A 19,507-nucleotide genomic window follows, 5' to 3' on the forward strand; every position below is an offset into this window, starting at 1 on the left:
GCGGCCGGCCGTCAGGCGGACCGGGAGGCGTTGCGGCGGCGCACGGCGAACACCAGACCGCCGCCGATCACCGCGGCGGCCGCCGCCGCACCGGCGAGCAGCGGGGTGCCGTCGGAGCCGGTGGCGGCGAGGTTGCCACCGGTGGAGCCGCCGGCCGTCGTGCCGCCGGATCCGCCGGAGGTGCCGGTCGTGGCCGAGGGGGAGGTTGTGCCGCCGGTGCCGCCGGCGGCCTGACCCTCCGGCTCGTTGCCGCCGTTGCCTCCGTTGTCGCCGCCGCCGTTGCCGCCACCGTCGGCGCCGTCCGACGGGCTCGGCGCGGGCTCGTAGTCGCTCGGCAGGTCGATGCGGATCAGGGCGGTGTTGTTGGCGCGGTTCTTGTCGTACGCGGGCGCGATGCCGTAGACGGAGGACGCGGTGACCTTGCCCTCGGTGTCCTGCGCGGACTCCTTGATGTCCAGCAGGAACGTGTAGGACAGGGACTGGCCGACGTCGAGCGTCCCGTCCCCGGGCCAGCACACGTACTTCGGCTTGCCCGGGGTCCCCTGCGGTCCGCTCGGGCCGTCGATCCCGAACGGCGCGCAGTCCTCGGGCACCTGCACGGCGGTGGTCCCCGGCGGTATCTGCACCAGCAGGCCGGGGAGGTCGTCGCTGTCCTGGTTCTGCACCCAGCCCGGGCCGTCGTTGCGCAGGGTCGCCGTGACGGACTGCTGCTCGCCGGCCAGGGCCTCCGTGTCCTCGCCGACCGCGACGAGGTCGGCGGTGTTGTCCGCGGTCAGGGTCATCCGCCGGTGGCTGTCGTCGTAGCCCTCACCGGGCGCGTCGCCGCTCGCGCCGGTGCCGTACTCGACGGCCTCCATCAGCGCCTTGCCGAGCGCCTTGAACCGGACGGGCGTGGTGACGGAGGCGCCCGGCTCGACGACCGTGTCGAGTTCGCACAGGGCCTGCCTGACCTGGTCCCGCACGGTGGAGTAGGTGCAGCCCTTCACCTGCTCGGGGAAGTCGAGCCCGCGCGTCAGACGCACCCGGAAGGTCACGCCGTCCACGGCCTCCGTGCCCTTGTTGGTGAGCGTGACGGACCGGTCGTACACCTCGCCCGGCTTCAGGGACGCGGCCGGAAGCGTCGACACGACCAGGTCCGGCCCGCCCTCCTCGGCGTACGCCGCGGGAGCGGCTGCGGCGGGTCCGGCGACGGCGATCACGGCAGCGGCCAGGACGGCTGCCGGGGGGCGCAGGTGCACGGGGTTCTCCTCGTCGAAACGGTGGACATGACGGACCGGAGCGTCGGCTACCGGTCATGTCCTGGACACCTGAGAGGCACTCGGGGTTGTGCACCGGTCCACCGTTTCGCGTCCGGCCCTCCGCGCCGGCTCCTCGACCTCAGTCGCCTTCTGCCGGCGGGTCGATCCGAAGGAAGTTCCCCGGCTTGTGGTGACGGCCCATGGCAGGCTCATGCCGCATGATCGATGAATTCGCGAAGGCCAACCTCCACGGGAGACTGCGCCGGGACCGCGAGGTGCTGCTCTGGAAGCTCGACGGCTTGTCCGAATACGACGCCCGACGGCCGTTGACGGTGACCGGGAGCAACCTTCTCGGCCTGGTCAAGCACGTGGCCTGCGTCGAGGCCAGGTACTTCGGCGAGGTCTTCGACCGCCCTTTCCCGCTGCCGCTGCCCCGGTGGCAGGACCACGACGGCAGCGATCTGTGGGCGGCTGAGGGCGAGACCCGCGATCAGATCATCAAGTTCTACCGGCGCGCGTGGGAACACGCGGACACGACGATCGACGAGCTCTCCCTCGATGCCCCCGGCCACGTGCCCTGGTGGCCGGATCCTCATTCCGGCACGAACCTGTTCGCCGTCCTGGTCCACGTCCTCGGCGAGACCAACCGGCATGCCGGGCATGCCGACATCCTGCGCGAAGGCGTCGACGGCCGAACCGGGATGCGCCCCGAGCACGAGACGCAGATCGATGAGGAAGCCCGCGCCGTCCACTGCGCGAAGATCGAGCGGGCCGCCAGATCGGCCGCGTCGGCCGGGGCGTAGGGGGCTGCGCCACGCAGCAGGGTGACGGCTTCGATCACGTCGAAGAGCTGGAGGCCGTGGCGGGATTCGAACCCACGTAACTCGCTTTGCAGGCGAGCCCCTGAACCACTCGGGCACACGGCCTTGTTCGGGCCTGGGCTCGAACTCGGTGCAGTGACCGTACGGCCGGCCCGGTGGCGGGCTCAAGGGCATCCGGTGCGGTGCAACGTGACTGCCACACGGCGTTCATGAAGGGCGTACGACCAAGGTCTCAGGCGGGGACCGTCTTGCGACAGGGGTCACAGTGCCGCGTGGACCTTACGCTGGCGGGCATGCCTGACTCCAAGCCGCGTGACGCCGATGTCGTGGATGCACCGACCCCCCTCGCGGAGGAGAGAGAGGGCGTCCTCGGGCAGGGGTACCGGGCACTGAGCGTCGGCATCGTCTCCGTCGTGCTGCTCATCGCCTTCGAGGCGACCGCCGTCGGCACGGCGATGCCCGTCGCGGCCCGTGAGCTGGACGGGATCTCGCTGTACGCGTTCGCCTTCTCCGGGTACTTCACGACCAGCCTGTTCGGGATGGTGCTCGCCGGGCAGTGGTCGGACCGGCACGGCCCCCTCGCGCCGCTGACCACGGGCATCGCCTCCTTCGGCGCCGGGCTGCTGCTGTCGGGGACCGCCGGGGCGATGTGGGTGTTCATCCTGGGACGGGCCGTGCAGGGGCTCGGCGGCGGGATGGTGATCGTCGCGCTGTACGTGGTGGTCGGGCGGGCCTACCCGGAACGGCTGCGCCCGGCGATCATGGCGGCCTTCGCGGCGGCCTGGATCGTGCCGTCGATCGTCGGCCCGCTCGCCGCCGGCACGGTGACCGAGCGGCTCGGATGGCGCTGGGTGTTCGTGGGCATCCCCGTCCTGGTCCTGCTCCCGCTCGCCTTCGCCCTGCCGCAGATCCGGCGCCGCGCGTCCGGTCCGGCGGGCGGTCCGGACGCGGCCGGGGCGGCGGAGGGACCGTCCGGGGCGGTGGAAGGACCGGCCGGGGCGGCGGAGAAGGCTGGCGCGGCCGGCGGGCCCAGGGTCTCCTTCGACCGTCGCCGCATCCGGCTCGCCCTGGCCATCTCCCTGGGCGCCGGGCTCCTCCAGTACGCCGCGCAGGACCTGCGTCCCCTCTCGCTCCTGCCGGGGGTGCTCGGTGTGGCCCTGCTCGTGCCCGCCGTGCTCGGTCTGCTGCCCCGCGGCACCTACCGGGCCGCCCGGGGGCTGCCGTCGGTCGTGCTGCTGCGCGGCGTCGCGGCGGGATCGTTCATCGCCGCGGAGTCCTTCGTGCCGCTGATGCTGGTCACCCAGCGCGGGCTCAGCCCGACCCTGGCCGGGTTCTCGCTCGCCGCGGGCGGTGGGACGTGGGCGCTGGGGTCCTGGGTGCAGTCGCGGCCGCGGCTCGAACCGTACCGGGAGCGGCTGACGACCGTCGGCATGCTCCTGGTCGCCGCGGCCATCGCCACGGCGCCGAGCGTGCTGGCCGACCCGGTGCCCGTCTGGACCCTGGCCGTCGCCTGGGGCGTCGGCTGTTTCGGCATGGGGCTGGTCATCTCCTCCACGAGCGTGCTCCTGCTGAAGCTGTCCGCCCCGGAGGAGGCCGGCAGCAACTCCGCCGCGCTGCAGATCTCCGACGGCCTGTCCAACGTCGTCCTCCTGTCCGCCGGCGGCGCCGCCTTCGCGGCCCTGGGCGGCGGCACGGTCGCCCACACCGCCACCGACACCTTCGGCTCCCACCCCGCCGCCTTCGCCGCGGTGTTCCTGCCGATGGCGGCGGTGGCCCTGCTGGGCGTCTGGGTGTCGACCCGGCTGCGGGAGCACCAGCCGTGAAGGAGCGCCGGCCGTGAAGGAGCACCGGCCGTAGGGGAGTGCCGGTCGTCAAGGAGTACCGGCCGTGAAGCGGTCGCCTTCCGTTCGCCCCCGGCCGTGGCCTCGGAGATGTCCGCCCTCGGCGACCTGCACGAGCAGGCCACCGCCCTGCTGCACCCCCTCGCAGGGAGCTGTGACGTCGGTCCCACCCGCGCGTGACCCGGCCCGGTCCGCGCGTCGGCCGGCCGGGCGCGCCGGTAGGGTGGCCCGGTTGTCATACGTAGCCGAGCCGTCAGGCTCCTCGCACGAGCCGCCCGACCCCCAACGGAGACCGTGACTACCACCGCCGGCACCAGCACTGCCTCGCACCACCTCTCCCCGGCGTTCCCCGGCCGCGCCCCGTGGGGCACCGCCAGCAAGCTGCGCGCCTGGCAGCAGGGCGCGATGGAGAAGTACATCCAGGAGCAGCCGCGCGACTTCCTGGCGGTCGCCACCCCCGGCGCCGGCAAGACGACCTTCGCCCTGACACTGGCCTCGTGGCTGCTGCACCACCACGTCGTGCAGCAGGTCACCGTCGTCGCCCCGACCGAGCACCTGAAGAAGCAGTGGGCCGAGGCCGCCGCGCGGATAGGGATCAAGCTCGACCCGGAGTACAGCGCGGGGCCGCTCGGCCGGGAGTACCACGGGGTCGCCGTGACCTACGCCGGTGTCGGCGTGCGGCCCATGCTGCACCGCAACCGCGTGGAGCAGCGCAAGACCCTCGTCATCCTCGACGAGATCCACCACGCCGGTGACAGCAAGTCCTGGGGCGAGGCCTGCCTGGAGGCGTTCGAGCCGGCGACGCGGCGGCTGGCGCTGACCGGTACGCCCTTCCGGTCCGACACCAACCCCATCCCCTTCGTCACGTACGAGGAGGGCGACGACGGCATCCGGCGCTCCGCGGCCGACTACACCTACGGCTACGGCAACGCCCTCGCCGACAACGTCGTCCGGCCGGTCATCTTCCTCTCCTACAGCGGCAACATGCGCTGGCGCACCAAGGCCGGCGACGAGATCGAAGCCCGGCTGGGCGAGCCCATGACCAAGGACGCCATCAGCCAGGCCTGGCGGACCGCGCTCGATCCGCGCGGGGAGTGGATGCCGGCCGTGCTGCGCGCCGCCGACCAGCGGCTCACCGAGGTCAGGAAGTCCATCCCGGACGCCGGCGCGCTCGTCATCGCCTCCGACCAGGACTCGGCCCGCGCCTACGCCAAGCTCATCCGGGACATCACCGGCAGCAAGGCGACCCTGGTGCTGTCCGACGACTCCGGCGCCTCCGAGCGGATCGACGAGTTCAGCAACAACACCGACCGGTGGATGGTCGCGGTGCGGATGGTGTCCGAGGGCGTCGACGTGCCCCGGCTCGCGGTCGGCGTGTACGCCACCACCATCTCCACGCCGCTGTTCTTCGCGCAGGCCGTCGGCCGTTTCGTACGGTCCCGGCGGCGCGGCGAGACGGCGTCCGTGTTCCTGCCGACCGTGCCCGACCTGCTCTCCTTCGCCAACGAGATGGAGCGCGAGCGCGACCACGTCCTCGACAAGCCCAAGAAGGAGGGCGAGGAGGACCCCTACGCCGAGTCCGAGAAGGAGATGGAGGAGGCGAACCGGGAGCAGGACGAGGACACCGGCGAGCAGGACATGCTGCCCTTCGAGGCGCTGGAGTCCGACGCCGTCTTCGACCGGGTCATGTACAACGGCGCCGAGTTCGGCATGCAGGCCCACCCCGGCAGCGAGGAGGAGCAGGACTACCTCGGCATCCCGGGACTGCTGGAGCCCGACCAGGTGCAACTGCTGCTGCAGAAGCGGCAGGCGAGGCAGATCGCGCACAGCCGCAAGAAGCCGGACGAGGAGGCCGACCTGCTCGAACTGCCCGCCGAGCGGCGGCCGGTGGTCTCCCACAAGGAGATGATGGAGCTGCGCCGGCAGCTCAACACCATGGTCGGCGCGTACGTCCACCAGAGCGGCAAGCCGCACGGCGTGATCCACACCGAGCTGCGGCGCGTCTGCGGGGGACCGCCGGCGGCCGAGGCGACGGCCGGGCAGCTGCGGCAGCGCATCGCCAAGGTGCAGGAGTGGGCCACCCGCATGAAGTGACGCCCCGGGCAGGGCTCCACAACCTGGGGGGCGCGCATACCGTCCCAAAGTGAAGCAGTACGCCGCGGGCCGTGCCCGGATTCTGGACGGAGCCTTCCGCTCAGCGAACCCCCTTCGCTACTGTCCCGCTACGCACACGCCCCGTGGCAGCGCCGCCGCGGAGCGCAGCCGTGAAGCGACGCGGCCCGGACAGGCCGGGCCGCCGGCCGATCGGCGGCCTTAGGAGCGCGTCGCCGACGGGACTCGGCGACGCATCCGCCGACCAGAGGGGCCGCCGACCTCACCACTAAGGAGTGGGCGTCGTGACCGCGGAGACCTCCCAGACGCTCGACCGGGGACTGCGGGTCCTCAAGCTGCTCGCCGAGACGGACCACGGGCTGACCGTGACCGAGCTGTCCGTCCGGCTGGGCGTGAACCGGACCGTGGTGTACCGGTTGCTCGCCACCCTGGAGCAGCACGCACTGATACGCCGTGACCTGGGCGGACGTGCCCGGGTCGGGCTCGGTGTGCTGGGCTTGGGACGGCAGGTCCATCCGCTGGTGCGGGAAGCCGCGATGCCGGCCCTGCGGTCGCTGGCCGAGGACATCGGCGCGACGGCGCACCTGACCCTGGTCGACGGGGCGGACGCCCTCGCCGTGGCCGTGGTGGAGCCGACCTGGACGGACTACCACGTCGCCTACCGGGCCGGGTTCCGGCATCCGCTGGACCGGGGCGCCGCCGGCAAGGCCATCCTCGCGGCCCGGCAGCACCCGCGCGCGGACCCGGGCTACACCCTCACCCACGGTGAGCTGGAGGCGGGCGCGTGCGGGGCGGCGGCCCCGCTGCTGGGCGTCACGGGGGTCGAGGGCAGCGTGGGTGTGGTGATGCTGGCCGACGTCGTACCGGAACGGGTCGGAGAGCGGGTCGTCGAGGCGGCCCGCGAGGTGGCGGAAGCACTGCGCTGACACCGGCCGGGGCGCCGGGGAGTCCGAGGAGTCCGGGGCGTCCGACGTGGCCGGGATGGCCGCCCGGACCGCGCGCCTGCGAGGACGCCGACCCGCGTTCGGGACAGGGGCCCGGTGACAAGGGCCCGTTGACAGGGGCCCGGTGACCTGGCCCCGGTGGTCCGGCGCCCCCGCGTTAGATTGATCCCGTGTTCTCTCGCCTCACGCGCCCCCAGGCCCTCGCCGTCTGCGCCCTGCCCGCCGTGGCCCTGATCGCCACGGCCGTGTTCGCGCCGCTGCCGTTCTCGGTGGCGCAGCCGGGTGAGACGGCGAACGTGCTCGGCGAGCACAAGGGCGAGCCGGTGATCACCATCGCCGGCGCGCCGACCCGCGAGACCCGGGGCGAGCTGCGGATGACCACCATCGTCGCGACCTCGCCGGACACCCGCGTCTCCCTCCCCGACGTCCTCGACAGCTGGTTCCGCACCGACGAGGCCGTCATGCCGCGCGACGCCCTCTACCCGCGCGGGGACACGGTCAAGGAGATCGAGCGGCACAACGAGAAGCAGATGAAGCAGTCCCAGGACGCGGCGACCCAGGCCGCGCTCGGATACCTCGGCCTCGACGCCGATGACGTCAAGGTCAGCCTGAGACTCGCCGACGTGGGCGGGCCCAGCGCGGGGCTGCTCTTCTCCCTCGGGATCGTCGACAAGCTCGACGGCGACGGCACGGGCGGCGATCTCACGGGCGGCCGCGTCATCGCCGGTACCGGCACGATCGAGGCGGACGGCACGGTCGGCGCGGTCGGGGGCGTCGCCCTCAAGACGCAGGCCGCGAGGCGGGACGGCGCGACGGTGTTCCTGGTGCCGAAGGCGGAGTGCGCCGACGCGCGCGCCGAACTGCCGAAGGGCCTGCGGCTGATCCCGGTCACGACGCTGAAGGGCACGGTCAATTCCCTGCTGGCCCTGCAGACGGGCAAGGGGGCCGTGCCGAGCTGCTAGACGGCGGCGGCGGCCTGCCGGGGCCGGGTGGCGAGCTTCAGCCCGACCTCGACGAGGGTCCAGCCCAGACGCGTCCGCAGGTCGCTGCGGCGCGCCGGCCGGAGACCGGCCTCGGCACGGAGGTCGGCGGCGCGGGCGTGGTGCAGGGCGAGGTGGATGTCGGGGTGCATGGGTGGTGGCCTCTCACAGCTTCGTCCGGGTGGGGAAGACGTGCGTGTGGACGCGCACTGTTTCGGCGTCCGGGGTGCCCTCGGCGAGCGGGCGGTAGCTCTGCACGAGCTCGTGCATCCTGCCGATCAGCTCACGGGCGAGTTCAGGAGTGAGCCGTAGGGTGAAGTCGCTCAGATCGGTGGCGCCGTCCCATTCCTCGGCCCAGTCGTTCGTGGTGCCGAGCCAGGTCGCCACCTCTCGGGTGTGCACGTTCGCCAGTTCGTAGCGGAACAGGGCGACGGCTCCGCGCACGGCCGGATCCGGGTCCTTGATCAAGGTCTCGTCGAGCTGGACGCCTTGGTCCACCGCCTTCCACCAGCGCTCGCGCCCCTTGCCGCGCTCGGGATCGTCAGCGACGAACCCGTGCGCGGCGAGCTGCCGCAAGTGGTAGCTGGTTGCGCCGCTCGACTCGCCCAGTTTCTCGGCCAGTTGCGAGGCGGTGGCCGGTCCGCCGCGTCGCAACGCGATCAGCAGCTGCATCCGCAGCGGATGAGCCAGTCCCCGCAGGGACCGGGCGTCGAGCTGCCGTACTTCTGGTTTCCGGGATTCCGTCACCATGCAAAGGTATCCTTGCAAAGGAATCGTTGCAAGGGTTTCTTTGCAACTCCCTACTCCTCCCGGACGAACCCCTCCGCCACCATCCAGTCCAGTGCCACCTCGTGCGGGTCCTCCCCCTCCACGTCCACCTTCGCGTTCAGCTCCCGCGCCACCGCGTTGTCCAGCCGGGCCGTCACCGGATCCAGCACGTCCGCGATCGCCGGCCACTCCCTCAGCGTCTTGGCGTTGACCATCGGCGCGGCGTTGTAGTTGGGGAAGAACTTCCGGTCGTCCTCCATCACGACCAGGTTCATCGACTTGATCCGCCCGTCCGTCGTGAACACCTCGCCGTACGGACAACTGCCCTTCTGCGTCTGCGTGTAGATGATCCCGGTGTCCATCTGCGTGACGTTCCGCGCCGGCAGGTCCATCCCGTACCGCCGCTGCATGCCCGGCAGCCCGTCCGCCCGGTTCGCGAACTCGACCTCCACGCACAGCCGCACGGCGCCCGGGTCCGACTTCGCCAGCCTCGCCACGTCCGACATGGTCTTCGTGCCGTACTTCTTCGCGTTCCGCTGGTTCATCGCCAGCGCGTAGGTGTTGTCGAGGGACGACGGCCGCAGCCAGGCCAGCCCGTTCGCCGCGTCCTCCTTCCGCACCGCCTCCCACTGCCGCCGCGGATCCGCGATCGGCTCGCTGTGCCCGAGGTAGGTGATCCAGGCCGTGCCCGTGTACTCGTACCCGGCGTCCGCGTCGCCCTTGCGCACCGCCTCGCGGCTGCCGATGGAGCCCTGGATGCCCGTGCGGTCGAGGACCTCCGCCCCGGCCGCCTCCAGGGCGATGCCCATGATCGCGCCCAGGATCAGGCCCTCGGTGAACGACTTGGACGTCACCGTCAGGCTCGCGCCCTTCAGCGGCTCGCCCCGCCCGATCGACCCGGGCCGGACGTCGTCGGCCATGGGGGAGCCGCTGGTCAGGCCGCACCCGGAGACCGCCACCAGCAGCAGGGCCGACCCCAGCCGGCCCCTCATGGCCGCAACCCCCGCGGCCGCAGCAGCAGTTCGGCGAGCGAGGCCAGCCAGTCCACCAGCAGCGCCAGGACGACCGTGAGGACCGACCCCAGCACCAGCACCGGCATGCGCTGGTTGGTGATCCCGGTCGTGATCAGCACGCCCAGCCCGCCGCCCCCGCCGAACACCGCCAGGGTCGCCGTACCGACGTTGAGGACGAGGGCCGTGCGCACGCCCGCCAGGATCAGCGGGACGGCCAGGGGGAGTTCGACCCGGGTCAGCACGCCCATCGGGGACATGCCGATGCCGCGGCCCGCCTCCAGCAGGGTCGGGTCGTTCGCCTTCAGCCCCGCGATCGTGTTGGACAGCACCGGCAGGACCGCGTACAGGATCATGCCGATCAGGGCGGCCCGGCGGCCGATGCCCAGCCAGATCACCAGCAGGGCGAGCAGGCCGATCGCCGGGGTCGCCTGGCCCGTGTTGGCGAGGGCCATCACCACCGGCGTGGCCCTGCGGAACGCCCCGCGGGTCAGCAGGATGCCCAGCGGGATCGCGATGACCAGCACGAAGAACGTGGAGATCGCGGTCAGCTGGATGTGCTGCCACAGCGCCTTGGACACCTGGCCGCCCGCCAGGGCGTTCCGGGTGAGCGCGTCCAGGTCGGCCTGCTCGAACCAGAGCCAGGTGGCGAGGCACACGGCGATCAGGCCGACGGGCAGGAAGGTCAGCTTCCGCCAGCCCACCCGGGCGGGCCGGCGCTCGGGTGGGGGCGGTCCCGCGGCGGGCTCCGAGGCCTCCGGTCCGCGAGGCCCGGAGGTTTCCTCGGCCGCCGTGGCCCTCACCGCTGCCCTCCCCGGCCCACGCCCGGCGCGCCCCCGGCCCCCTCCTGCTCCGCCTGGGTCTGCGCGGCCCGCAGCGTCTCCAGTTCGTGCTGGTGCTCCATCGCGTCGAGCCGGTCGGCCTCCAGCATCTCGTGCACCGAGTTCATGAGCGTCTCCATGTCGACGACGCCCGTGTACTCGCCGCGCCGCCCGGTCACCGCCACGCGCCCCGCGTTGTCGGTGAGCACCGCCTCCAGCGCGTCGCGCAGGGTCGCGTCCCGGGTCACCGTGTCGTGCACCAGCTGCCCGGCGCGGGCCAGGGAGCCCCTGGCGCGCATCAGGTCGCCGCGCCGCAGCCACTTGTAGGGGCGGCCCCGCCGGTCGAGCATCAGGACCTCGTTGGTGCCGCCGGCCCGCAGCCGGTTGAAGATCTGCTGCAGCGGGTCGTCGACCGTGACGGTCGGGTAGTCGGTGATCTCCACGTCCCGCACCCGGGTCAGGTTCAGCCGCTTCAGCGCCGCCCCGGCGCCCACGAAGCCGGAGACGAAGTCGTCCGCCGGGTTGGTCAGGATCGCCTCGGGCGTGTCGAACTGGGCGATGTGCGAGCGCTCGCGCAGTACGGCGATGCGGTCGCCCAGCTTGATCGCCTCGTCGAAGTCGTGGGTGACGAACACGATCGTCTTGCGCAGCTCGTGCTGCAGCCGGATCAGCTCGTCCTGGAGATGGTCCCGGGTGATCGGGTCCACCGCCCCGAACGGCTCGTCCATCAGCAGCACCGGCGGATCGGCCGCGAGCGCCCGGGCCACCCCCACGCGCTGCTGCTGGCCGCCGGAGAGCTGGCGCGGATAGCGGCCGTGGAACTCGCCGGGATCCAGCCCGACCAGGTCGAGCAGTTCCTCGGTCCGCTCCCGGATCCGGGCCTTGGGCCAGCCGATCATCTTCGGGACCAGGCCGATGTTCTGGGCGACCGTCATGTGCGGGAACAGGCCGGCGGACTGGATCGCGTAGCCGACCTTGCGGCGCAGCCCGACCGGGTCGATGTCGGTGACGTCCTCGCCGCCCATGCGGATCCGGCCGCCGGACGGCTCGATCAGCCGGTTGATCATCCGCAGCGTGGTCGACTTCCCGCAGCCCGAGGGGCCGACCAGGACGACGACCTCGCCCGCCTTGATCTCCATGGTCACGTTGTCCACGGCCGGCTGCGCGCTGCCGGGGAACCGCTTGCTCAGGTCCTCCAGCTCGATGGAGGCACCGTGGCCGCCGGTCTCAGCCACGGATCCCCCTGGGAATGGTCAGCCGCCCGATCAGGACGTACCCGGCGTCGAACAGCAGCGCGAGGACGATGATGCCGAGCGTGCCCGCGAGGACCTGGTTGAGCGCGTTGGCGCTGCCCAGCGAGGCGAGTCCGCGGAAGATGACGTTGCCCAGGCCCGGCCCGGAGGCGTACGCGGCGATCGCGGCGATGCCCATCAGCATCTGCGTGGAGACCCGGATGCCGGTCAGGATCGGTGGCCAGGCCAGCGGCAGCTCGACCCGCAGCAGCCGGGCCCGGCGGGACATCCCGATGCCCGTGGCCGCGTCCACCAGCGCCGGGTCGACCCCGCGCAGCCCGACGACGGTGTTGCGGACCACCGGCAGCAGCCCGTACAGCGTCAGCGCGATCACCGTGGGCGCCACCCCCAGACCCACGACCGGGACGAGCAGGCCGATCAGGGCGAGCGCGGGCACGGTCAGGACGGTGGCGGTGGTCGTGGTCGCGAGGTTCCCGGCCCACTCGCTGCGGTAGGTGGCGACACCGATCAGCACCCCGAGCAGGGTCGCGACGACCATGCACTGGAAGACGGCGCCGGCGTGCTGGTAGGCGTCGGTGAGCAGTTGCTGGTGCCGGCCTGCCAGGTACTCCCAGAAGTTCACACGCGCTCACCCCATGACGTCAGGTCTCCTCCGCGGCCTGCTCCACGAGCGGGATGATCCGCAGCGGAACCGGGTTCTCCATGACGATCGCCGTGGAGGCCCGGACGATGCCATCAAAACCGACGACCCGGTCGATCACACGCTGGAGATCGGCGTTGGACCGCGCCACCAGCCGGCACAGCATGTCTCCCGTGCCGGTCGTGGTGTGCAGCTCCAGCACCTCCGGCACACCCGCCAAGTGGGCCCGTACGTCGGCTCCTTGCCCCTGCCGGATCTGCAGCGTGGCGAACGCCGTGACCGGATAGCCGAGCGCGGCCGGATCCACCTCGGGGCCGAATCCGCGGATGACTCCGTTCGACTGAAGCCGGTCCAGCCGGGCCTGCACCGTGCCCCGGGCCACGCCCAGCCGCCGGGACATCTCCAGCACCCCGATCCGCGGCTCACGGGCGAGGAGCAGGATGACCCGGCCGTCCAGCTGATCGATCGCCACAGCAGCCTCCCGAAGTGGTCATCCTGTACAGAAAGGCCGGTCCTTCGGCCGTATTGCTGAACAGATTGCCCAGCAGAAACGCAAACTATTGCGCACCTTGCGAGGCGGGGAGACCCTGCGGCTATGACGCAGACCACACACCACACTCCCGACACCGCACGGCAGGCCGACCCCTTCCCGGTCAAGGGAATGGACGCGGTCGTCTTCGCCGTGGGCAACGCCAAGCAGGCCGCGCACTACTACTCCACCGCCTTCGGCATGAAGCTGGTCGCCTACTCCGGACCGGAGAACGGCAGCCGCGAGACCGCGAGCTACGTCCTGGAGAACGGCTCCGCCCGCTTCGTCCTCACCTCGGTCATCAAGCCCGCCACCGACTGGGGCCACTTCCTCGCCCGGCACGTCGCCGAGCACGGTGACGGCGTGGTCGACCTCGCCATCGAGGTCCCGGACGCGCGCGCCGCGTACACCTACGCCCTGGAGCACGGCGCCCGCTCGGTCGCCGAGCCGTACGAGCTGAAGGACGAGCACGGCACAGTCGTCCTGGCCGCGATCGCCACCTACGGCGAGACCCGCCACACCCTCGTCGAGCGCTCCGGCTACGACGGCCCCTACCTGCCCGGCTACGTCGCGGCCCAGCCGATCGTCGAGCCGCCCGCGCAGCGCACCTTCCAGGCGATCGACCACTGCGTCGGCAACGTCGAGCTCGGCCGCATGAACGAGTGGGTCGGCTTCTACAACAAGGTCATGGGCTTCACGAACATGAAGGAGTTCGTGGGCGACGACATCGCCACCGAGTACAGCGCCCTGATGTCCAAGGTCGTCGCCGACGGCACGCTCAAGGTCAAGTTCCCGATCAATGAGCCGGCCGTCGCCAAGAAGAAGTCCCAGATCGACGAGTACCTGGAGTTCTACGGCGGCGCGGGCGTGCAGCACATCGCCCTCAACACCAACGACATCGTGCAGACGGTCCGCACGATGCGCGCGGCCGGCGTGGAGTTCCTCAACACGCCCGACTCCTACTACGACACGCTCGGCGAGTGGGTCGGCGAGACGCGCGTGCCGATCGACACCCTGCGCGAGCTGAAGATCCTGGCCGACCGCGACGAGGACGGCTACCTGCTGCAGATCTTCACCAAGCCGGTCCAGGACCGCCCGACGGTCTTCTTCGAGATCATCGAACGCCACGGCTCCATGGGCTTCGGCAAGGGCAACTTCAAGGCCCTGTTCGAGGCGATCGAGCGCGAGCAGGCCCGCCGCGGCAACCTGTAGCCCGACGGCACGACGATGCCGGGCGTGCGGGAGTCACCGGACACCCGCACGCCCCGGACAGGCCAAGCCGGCGCCGCCGGGGTTCACACCGGTGGCCCCGGATGCGAACCTGTGATCATGAGCCGTATCGAAGCGCCCCGCGACGACAGGACCGGCAACCTCGTCGACCTGCTGCTCGGCGGCCTCCCCGCCGAGACGGTGCTCACCGATCCCGACATCACGGCCTCCTACGCCCACGACATGGCCGGCTTCTGCCCGGCCGGCACCCCCGCCGTCGTCGTCCTGCCCCGCACGACCGAGCAGGTCCAGCATGTGATGCGCACCGCCAGCGCGCTGCGCGTCCCGGTCGTCCCGCAGGGCGCCCGCACCGGCCTGTCCGGCGCGGCCAACGCCTGTGACGGCTGCATCGTGCTCTCCCTGACGAAGATGGACCGGATCCTGGAGATCAATCCGGTCGACCGCATCGCCGTCGTCGAGCCCGGCGTGATCAACGCCGCCCTGTCGAGAGCCGTCGGCGAACACGGCCTGTACTACCCGCCGGACCCCTCCAGCTGGGAGATGTGCACCATCGGCGGCAACATCGGCACCGCCTCCGGCGGCCTGTGCTGCGTCAAGTACGGCGTCACCGCCGAGTACGTCCTCGGCCTGGACGTGGTGCTCGCCGACGGGCGGCTGATGTCCACCGGCCGCCGCACCGCCAAGGGCGTCGCCGGCTACGACCTGACCCGGCTGTTCGTCGGCTCCGAGGGCTCGCTCGGCATCGTGGTCCGGGCCGTGCTCGGGCTGCGGCCCAAGCCGCCCCAGCAGCTCGTCCTGGCCGCCGAGTTCACCTCCGCGGCCGCCGCCTGCGACGCCGTGTGCCGCATCATGGAGGGCGGCCACGTCCCGTCACTCCTCGAACTCATGGACCGTACGACGGTCAAGGCCGTCAACGACCTGGCGCAGATGGGCCTGCCCGAGACCACCGAGGCCCTGCTCCTGGCCGCCTTCGACACCACCGCCCCGGCCGCCGACCTCGCCGCCGTCGGCGCGCTGTGCGAGGCCGCCGGCGCCACCCAGGTCGTCCCCGCCGACGACGCCGCCGAGTCCGAACTGCTCCTGCAGGCCCGCAGGTTGTCGCTCACCGCCCTGGAGGCGGTCAAGGGCGTCACGATGATCGACGACGTGTGCGTACCGCGCTCCCGGCTCGCCGAGATGCTCGACGGCGTCGACCGGATCGCCGGGAAGCACCGGCTCACCATCGGCGTCGTCGCCCACGCCGGCGACGGCAACACCCACCCGACGGTCTGCTTCGACCCGGCCGACCCGGACGAGTCCCGCCGTGCCCGCGAGTCCTTCGACGAGATCATGGCCCTCGGCCTGGAACTCGGCGGCACCATCACCGGCGAACACGGCGTCGGCGTGCTGAAGAAGGAGTGGCTGGCGCGCGAGATCGGGCCCGTCGGGATGGAGATGCAGCGGGCCGTGAAGCAGGCCTTCGACCCGCTGAACATCCTCAACCCGGGCAAACTGTTCTGACGCCGCCGCCGTCACTGGGCGAGCAACTGGTCCAACGCGTCGTCCAGGCCCAGCTGTTCGCCCTCCGTCCCCGGCGGCACCACCCGCAGCGTGCGCTCCAGCCAGGCCGACACCTGCGCCGCCGGGGCCTCCAGCAGGGCGTCCCCGTCGGGCGAGCTCAGCGCCATCAGCACCACGCTGCGCCCGTCCGTCTTCGTCGGCCACACCCGCACGTCCCCCTGCCCGCAGGGCCGGAACACGCCCTCCACCAGCAGGTCCCGGGCGAACGTCCAGTACACCGGGTGCGCGGAGTCGACGTGGAAGGTGACATGGACGGCGTACGGATCGTCGGTGACGTACCCGAGCCGGGCCGGCACCGGGATCCTGCGCTCCGGCGACAGGACGAGGTTCAGCTCCAGTTCCCTCTCCACCACGGTCTGCATGGCGGTGTTCCCTTCTCCTGACGGCTGCCCGTGCGGGCCGGTCAGGGAGAGAGAGCGGCCGGGCGCGGCGGCATTACGCGCGTTCCCGGAAGTTTTTTCGGCGGGGTACACCGCGGGGCGGCGCCGTGCGTAGCACATCGGCGCCCGAAAGGGGTGGGTCCCGTGGGAGCGGCGGTGGGGCTTGCGCTCGTCTGATAGATGTGGAGGCCCCCATTTGGCCCCCGAGCAGATACGGGACGACGGACATGAGCGCCCCAACCCCGGCCCCCGGTGACGACAGGCCCCGCGAAGGCTATTACCCGGACCCGTCCATTCCTGGATACGTCCGGTACTGGAACGGCGCCTCCTGGGTGCCGGGCACCAGCCGTCCGGCGCCCCAGGACGGCGAGTCGCTCGCGCCACCGCCCGGTGCGGGGGCGGCACCCGCCGCCTCGGTCGAGGAGACCGGCCCGCACTTCTTCGACGAGGACCCGGTCGACGAGCCCGCTCCCGCCGACGCCCAGCACGGCAGCCGTCCCGAACCAGCCTCCGCGTGGGGCGCGGACCGCTCCCGCCAGTCCGGCTTCGGCGGTGACCAGGACCGCCGTGTCTCGTGGGGCGCGCCACAGGGGGCACAGGAGGCACAGGAGGCACAGGGGGCGGCTCGGCAGGGGGCCGACCCGCGGCTGGCGCACGCCGACCGCGGGCCGGCCGGCGAGTCCCCGCGCACCGACGGCACGGCGCCGGTGCCGCCCGCCGGCCAGGAGGGCAACGCGGCGGCCTCCGGCAGCACGTTCGTCTTCCGCCGCCCGTCGGGCAAGCCCGGGGGAGGGGCCCCCAAGGCACCCGACGAGGGCACGATGACGTTCCGCGCGGTGACGCCCCGCTCGGGCGGCTCCCCTGGAGCCGCGCAGCCGGGCCAGGGCGCGGCCGGCCGACCCCCACAGGGCGGCGCGACGGGCAGGGGCACGGGCACGGGTGCGAACGCCGGGGCGCCGGGCTTCGGTTCGGGTTCGGGTTCGGGCACGGGTGTCGCGGGTGCGGGTCCTGCCGGTGTCGGTGCTCCCGGTACTTCCGGTGCTCCCGGCGGACCGGCCATTTCGCCGGGGTCGGGGTCGGGCTCCGGGTCCGGGTCGGGATCGGGCCGGAGTCCGGCCGGTGCCGGCTTCGGCGGCGCGGCGGCCGCGCCGGGCAGCGGTGCCGCGGGGCCCGGCTTCGGTGGCCCGGCCGGTCCCGTCGGCTCGGGCAGCGGCTCGGGCGGTGGCTCGGCGTTCGGCCGTCCCTCCGGTCCGGCCGGCCCCGCGCAGGCTCCGGCCGGGCCCGCCTTCAGCGCACAGGGTGGCCCCGCCCCGGCCGACGGGGCGGACCGCCCCGGCTTCGGGGCCGGCAAGGCCGCCGCCGCCCGGGCCGCCGCCGCGCAGGCTCCGGCCGGGCCCCTGAGCGCCCAGGCCTCCGCCGCCGGTTCGACGGCGCTGTCCGGTCCCCAGGCGGCCCCCGTCGTTCCCCCGCAGCCCGGCGGCTCCTCGTCGGGCCCCGCCGCCTCCTCCGCCCCCCTCAGCCCCGGCCCCGGGGGCGGCCAGTCCTCCTGGGCGCAGCAGGTGCACCGGCTCGCCGGCGGGGGAGACGAGCAGCCCGTCGCGCCCTGGAAGCCGCCCGTAGATGACGTGTTCCAGGCGGCCGCCCGGCGCCAGGCCTCGGCCCGGCCCGCGGGGCTCGGCAAGCGGCTGGCGGCCCGTCTCGTGGACACCGTCGTGCTCCTGGGCCTGACCGCCACTGCCGCTGTCCCGCTCGGCAGCAAGGCCGTCGACCACGTCGACGCGAAGATCGAGGCGGCCCGGCTCTCCGGAGAGACCGTCACGGTGTGGCTGCTCGACGGCACCACCTCGGTCTACCTCGGCGTCATCCTGGCCGTGCTGCTGCTCGCGGGTGTGCTCACCGAGGTGCTGCCCACCGCCAAGTGGGGACGCACCCTCGGCAAGAAGCTGACGGGCCTGGACGTGCGGGACATCGAGGGCCACGACACGCCGGGGTTCGGCGCGGCCCTGCGCCGCTGGCTGGTCTACAGCGTGCCCGGTCTCCTCGTCGTCGGTGTGGTCGGCGTCGCCTGGTGCCTCTTCGACAAGCCGTGGCGGCAGTGCTGGCACGACAAGGCGGCCCACACCTTCGTGGCGGGCTGAGCTCCCCCGGACGGCCGTCTGCCGGATGCGGAGCCCGGGGGTTCGCGGTCGACTCGGGCCATGAGCAGTGAACCGCCTCCCGGCTCCGGTCAGCAGCCCCCGGAAGACGACCCGTTCCGGAAGCGGCCCCCGGGCGAGCAGCCCGGCGAGGGCGCGGGCTCCCCGTACGGCAACGACCCACCGCCGTACCCGGGAGGCGGCCCGGGCGGCCCCGCCGGCCCACCCGGAGGCGGCCCGTACGGCGGAGGCCCGTACGGCGGTGGTCCGTACGGCGGTGGTCCGTACGGCGGAGGCGCACCCGGCGGCGGCCCGCCCGGTGGTGGCCCCTACGGCGGTGGTCCCTACGGCGGTGACCCCTACGGCGGAGGATCGGCCCCCTCCGACCCGCTCGCCGGCATGCCCCCGCTCGCCGACAGCGGCAAGCGCACCCTCGCCCGCATCATCGACATGATCCTGGTGGGTGTCGTCGTCTGGCTGCTCACCTGGGGCTTCGGCGTCAACGAGTACGACGTCGACAGCGACCGCATCGAGGTCGGCAAGTCCTTCTGGCAGTCGGCGGTCGCCGCCGTCCTCTACATCGCCTACGACACCGTCCTCACCGCCAGGACCGGCCAGACGCTCGGCAAGAAACTGCTGCACCTGCGCGTGGCCAACCTGGACAACGGCGCCACGCCCTCCGTGCAGACGGCCCTGGCGCGCGCGGCCGTGCTGTGGATCCCGTTCGCCTTCTGCTGCGCCTGCGTCTGGACGGCGATCTCCGGCGGCTGGAGCTTCTTCGACCGCCCCTACAAGCAGGGCCTGCACGACAAGGCGGCCAAAACGGTCGTGGTCAGCACCAATTGAGGCAGGTTCTGCCCAACTACCGCGAAGGAAGCGAAAGGGCGGCGGTCAGGAAGCCGCCCGCTCCCGCACGGCTTCCTGGGACGCGGCGGCGACCGGGGCCCGCACCGGCTCCCGGGGCGCGGGCTGTTCCACGGCGGCGGGGCGCCTGCCGGGCAGCGGCACCGTCATGGCGACCAGGAGCCCGAGGGCGAGCGCCGCGACGGCGATGAGCGCGATCCCCGGACCCGAACTCGTCTGTGACAGCAGCAGCATGGCGAGCGTGGAGAGGATCACGGTGCACGAACCGTAGGCGAGCTGTGCGGCAGTCGGACGGGGCATGGCCATCATGTCCTCGAAAGTGGGGGTCCACGGGGGCGTCGGCCTGGCATTCCGCCGGCTTCCGGGCGTTCCGCCAAGCGA

Annotated in this window: 19 protein-coding genes and 1 tRNA gene; 9 read left to right on the top strand and 11 right to left on the bottom strand. The window is 72.6% G+C overall.

The genetic code is table 11. From position 1 onward, the window contains the following. Positions 1 to 11 precede the first annotated feature (11 nt). Positions 12 to 1,238 carry an LAETG motif-containing sortase-dependent surface protein gene (locus ACIGAN_RS23540; RefSeq protein WP_399860212.1) on the bottom strand — a complete coding sequence of 409 codons (1,227 nt, stop codon included), beginning with the start codon at positions 1,236 to 1,238 and terminating at the stop codon, positions 12 to 14. A gap of 218 nt (positions 1,239 to 1,456) precedes the next feature. Between ACIGAN_RS23540 and ACIGAN_RS23545 the strand changes: the two genes are divergently transcribed. Then, positions 1,457 to 2,041 (top strand): DinB family protein, encoded by a 585-nt coding sequence (locus ACIGAN_RS23545; RefSeq protein ID WP_399860214.1) that lies wholly within the window; start codon positions 1,457 to 1,459, stop codon positions 2,039 to 2,041. Between the two features lie 48 nt (positions 2,042 to 2,089). Here ACIGAN_RS23545 and ACIGAN_RS23550 read toward each other — a convergent pair. Next, positions 2,090 to 2,164, bottom strand: a tRNA-Cys gene (locus ACIGAN_RS23550). A gap of 188 nt (positions 2,165 to 2,352) precedes the next feature. On the opposite strand from ACIGAN_RS23550, the gene ACIGAN_RS23555 reads away from it, so the two are divergent. The 4 genes from ACIGAN_RS23555 (at position 2,353) to ACIGAN_RS23570 (ending at position 7,918) form a co-directional block, all read left to right on the top strand. Next, positions 2,353 to 3,882, top strand: coding sequence for an MFS transporter (locus ACIGAN_RS23555; RefSeq protein WP_399860217.1), 1,530 nt, complete (start codon positions 2,353 to 2,355; stop codon positions 3,880 to 3,882). A gap of 312 nt (positions 3,883 to 4,194) precedes the next feature. Next, the gene (locus ACIGAN_RS23560; RefSeq protein WP_365086419.1) at positions 4,195 to 5,994 is read left to right on the top strand and encodes a DEAD/DEAH box helicase; all 1,800 of its coding nucleotides are present in this window, start codon (positions 4,195 to 4,197) and stop codon (positions 5,992 to 5,994) included. A 302-nt stretch (positions 5,995 to 6,296) separates the two neighbouring features. Further along, positions 6,297 to 6,938, top strand: coding sequence for an IclR family transcriptional regulator (locus ACIGAN_RS23565; protein ID WP_365086416.1), 642 nt, complete (start codon positions 6,297 to 6,299; stop codon positions 6,936 to 6,938). A gap of 188 nt (positions 6,939 to 7,126) precedes the next feature. Next, positions 7,127 to 7,918 (top strand): S16 family serine protease, encoded by a 792-nt coding sequence (locus ACIGAN_RS23570; protein WP_399860220.1) that lies wholly within the window; start codon positions 7,127 to 7,129, stop codon positions 7,916 to 7,918. Here ACIGAN_RS23570 and ACIGAN_RS23575 read toward each other — a convergent pair. Genes ACIGAN_RS23575 through ACIGAN_RS23605 form a run of 7 tightly spaced genes read right to left on the bottom strand, consistent with a single transcriptional unit; the run spans position 7,915 to position 12,900 of the window. Further along, on the bottom strand, positions 7,915 to 8,088 hold the full coding sequence (locus ACIGAN_RS23575) for a hypothetical protein (RefSeq protein WP_362275313.1): 174 nt from the start codon (positions 8,086 to 8,088) through the stop codon (positions 7,915 to 7,917). The two genes, ACIGAN_RS23570 and ACIGAN_RS23575, sit on opposite strands and share 4 nt — an antisense overlap. Positions 8,089 to 8,101: 13 nt before the next feature. Continuing rightward, entirely contained in the window at positions 8,102 to 8,686 is a 585-nt protein-coding gene (locus tag ACIGAN_RS23580; protein WP_399860222.1) for an ArsR/SmtB family transcription factor, read from the bottom strand. A gap of 50 nt (positions 8,687 to 8,736) precedes the next feature. Next, positions 8,737 to 9,696 carry a glycine betaine ABC transporter substrate-binding protein gene (locus tag ACIGAN_RS23585; protein WP_399860225.1) on the bottom strand — a complete coding sequence of 320 codons (960 nt, stop codon included), beginning with the start codon at positions 9,694 to 9,696 and terminating at the stop codon, positions 8,737 to 8,739. Beyond that, entirely contained in the window at positions 9,693 to 10,517 is an 825-nt protein-coding gene (locus ACIGAN_RS23590) for an ABC transporter permease (protein ID WP_399860227.1), read from the bottom strand. Before ACIGAN_RS23590 ends, ACIGAN_RS23585 begins: the two co-directional genes overlap by 4 nt. After that, a complete protein-coding gene (locus ACIGAN_RS23595) occupies positions 10,514 to 11,770 on the bottom strand; it encodes a betaine/proline/choline family ABC transporter ATP-binding protein (RefSeq protein ID WP_399860229.1) in 1,257 nt (418 codons plus the stop codon). The genes ACIGAN_RS23590 and ACIGAN_RS23595 overlap by 4 nt, the downstream gene beginning before the upstream one ends. Beyond that, complete coding sequence (locus ACIGAN_RS23600) at positions 11,763 to 12,410, bottom strand: ABC transporter permease (RefSeq protein WP_399860232.1); 648 nt, start codon at positions 12,408 to 12,410, stop codon at positions 11,763 to 11,765. The genes ACIGAN_RS23595 and ACIGAN_RS23600 overlap by 8 nt, the downstream gene beginning before the upstream one ends. A gap of 19 nt (positions 12,411 to 12,429) precedes the next feature. Next, on the bottom strand, positions 12,430 to 12,900 hold the full coding sequence (locus tag ACIGAN_RS23605; protein ID WP_399860235.1) for an Lrp/AsnC family transcriptional regulator: 471 nt from the start codon (positions 12,898 to 12,900) through the stop codon (positions 12,430 to 12,432). 123 nt (positions 12,901 to 13,023) lie between these two features. Here ACIGAN_RS23605 and hppD point away from each other — a divergent pair, with 123 nt between their 5' ends. Both hppD and ACIGAN_RS23615 read left to right on the top strand, forming a co-directional pair. Further along, positions 13,024 to 14,169 carry a 4-hydroxyphenylpyruvate dioxygenase gene (hppD, locus tag ACIGAN_RS23610; RefSeq protein WP_365086394.1) on the top strand — a complete coding sequence of 382 codons (1,146 nt, stop codon included), beginning with the start codon at positions 13,024 to 13,026 and terminating at the stop codon, positions 14,167 to 14,169. A gap of 111 nt (positions 14,170 to 14,280) precedes the next feature. After that, positions 14,281 to 15,687 (top strand): FAD-binding oxidoreductase, encoded by a 1,407-nt coding sequence (locus ACIGAN_RS23615; RefSeq protein ID WP_365086391.1) that lies wholly within the window; start codon positions 14,281 to 14,283, stop codon positions 15,685 to 15,687. A gap of 11 nt (positions 15,688 to 15,698) precedes the next feature. Here ACIGAN_RS23615 and ACIGAN_RS23620 read toward each other — a convergent pair whose 3' ends face one another. After that, positions 15,699 to 16,109: an SsgA family sporulation/cell division regulator gene (locus ACIGAN_RS23620; protein ID WP_365738993.1), complete on the bottom strand. Its 411-nt coding sequence runs from the start codon at positions 16,107 to 16,109 to the stop codon at positions 15,699 to 15,701. Between the two features lie 245 nt (positions 16,110 to 16,354). Here ACIGAN_RS23620 and ACIGAN_RS23625 point away from each other — a divergent pair, with 245 nt between their 5' ends. Further along, complete coding sequence (locus tag ACIGAN_RS23625) at positions 16,355 to 18,265, top strand: RDD family protein (protein ID WP_399860239.1); 1,911 nt, start codon at positions 16,355 to 16,357, stop codon at positions 18,263 to 18,265. 60 nt (positions 18,266 to 18,325) lie between these two features. After that, positions 18,326 to 19,108 carry an RDD family protein gene (locus ACIGAN_RS23630; protein WP_399860241.1) on the top strand — a complete coding sequence of 261 codons (783 nt, stop codon included), beginning with the start codon at positions 18,326 to 18,328 and terminating at the stop codon, positions 19,106 to 19,108. Between the two features lie 45 nt (positions 19,109 to 19,153). Here the strand turns inward: ACIGAN_RS23630 and ACIGAN_RS23635 are convergent, their stop codons facing one another. After that, the gene (locus ACIGAN_RS23635; protein WP_365739159.1) at positions 19,154 to 19,432 is read right to left on the bottom strand and encodes a hypothetical protein; all 279 of its coding nucleotides are present in this window, start codon (positions 19,430 to 19,432) and stop codon (positions 19,154 to 19,156) included. Positions 19,433 to 19,507 lie beyond the last annotated feature (75 nt).

Source organism: Streptomyces sp. NPDC085931 (genome assembly GCF_044540565.1).
In the GTDB taxonomy this organism is placed as follows: Bacteria; Actinomycetota; Actinomycetes; order Streptomycetales; family Streptomycetaceae; genus Streptomyces.

Coding starts and splice junctions, on each gene's coding strand:
- ACIGAN_RS23635 (WP_365739159.1), bottom strand. CDS start 19,432: ATGGCCATGCCCCGTCCGACTGCCGCACAGCTCGCCTACGGTTCGTGC.
- ACIGAN_RS23585 (WP_399860225.1), bottom strand. CDS start 9,696: ATGAGGGGCCGGCTGGGGTCGGCCCTGCTGCTGGTGGCGGTCTCCGGG.
- ACIGAN_RS23575 (WP_362275313.1), bottom strand. CDS start 8,088: ATGCACCCCGACATCCACCTCGCCCTGCACCACGCCCGCGCCGCCGAC.
- ACIGAN_RS23580 (WP_399860222.1), bottom strand. CDS start 8,686: ATGGTGACGGAATCCCGGAAACCAGAAGTACGGCAGCTCGACGCCCGG.
- ACIGAN_RS23620 (WP_365738993.1), bottom strand. CDS start 16,109: ATGCAGACCGTGGTGGAGAGGGAACTGGAGCTGAACCTCGTCCTGTCG.
- hppD (WP_365086394.1), top strand. CDS start 13,024: ATGACGCAGACCACACACCACACTCCCGACACCGCACGGCAGGCCGAC.
- ACIGAN_RS23630 (WP_399860241.1), top strand. CDS start 18,326: ATGAGCAGTGAACCGCCTCCCGGCTCCGGTCAGCAGCCCCCGGAAGAC.
- ACIGAN_RS23555 (WP_399860217.1), top strand. CDS start 2,353: ATGCCTGACTCCAAGCCGCGTGACGCCGATGTCGTGGATGCACCGACC.
- ACIGAN_RS23625 (WP_399860239.1), top strand. CDS start 16,355: ATGAGCGCCCCAACCCCGGCCCCCGGTGACGACAGGCCCCGCGAAGGC.
- ACIGAN_RS23545 (WP_399860214.1), top strand. CDS start 1,457: ATGATCGATGAATTCGCGAAGGCCAACCTCCACGGGAGACTGCGCCGG.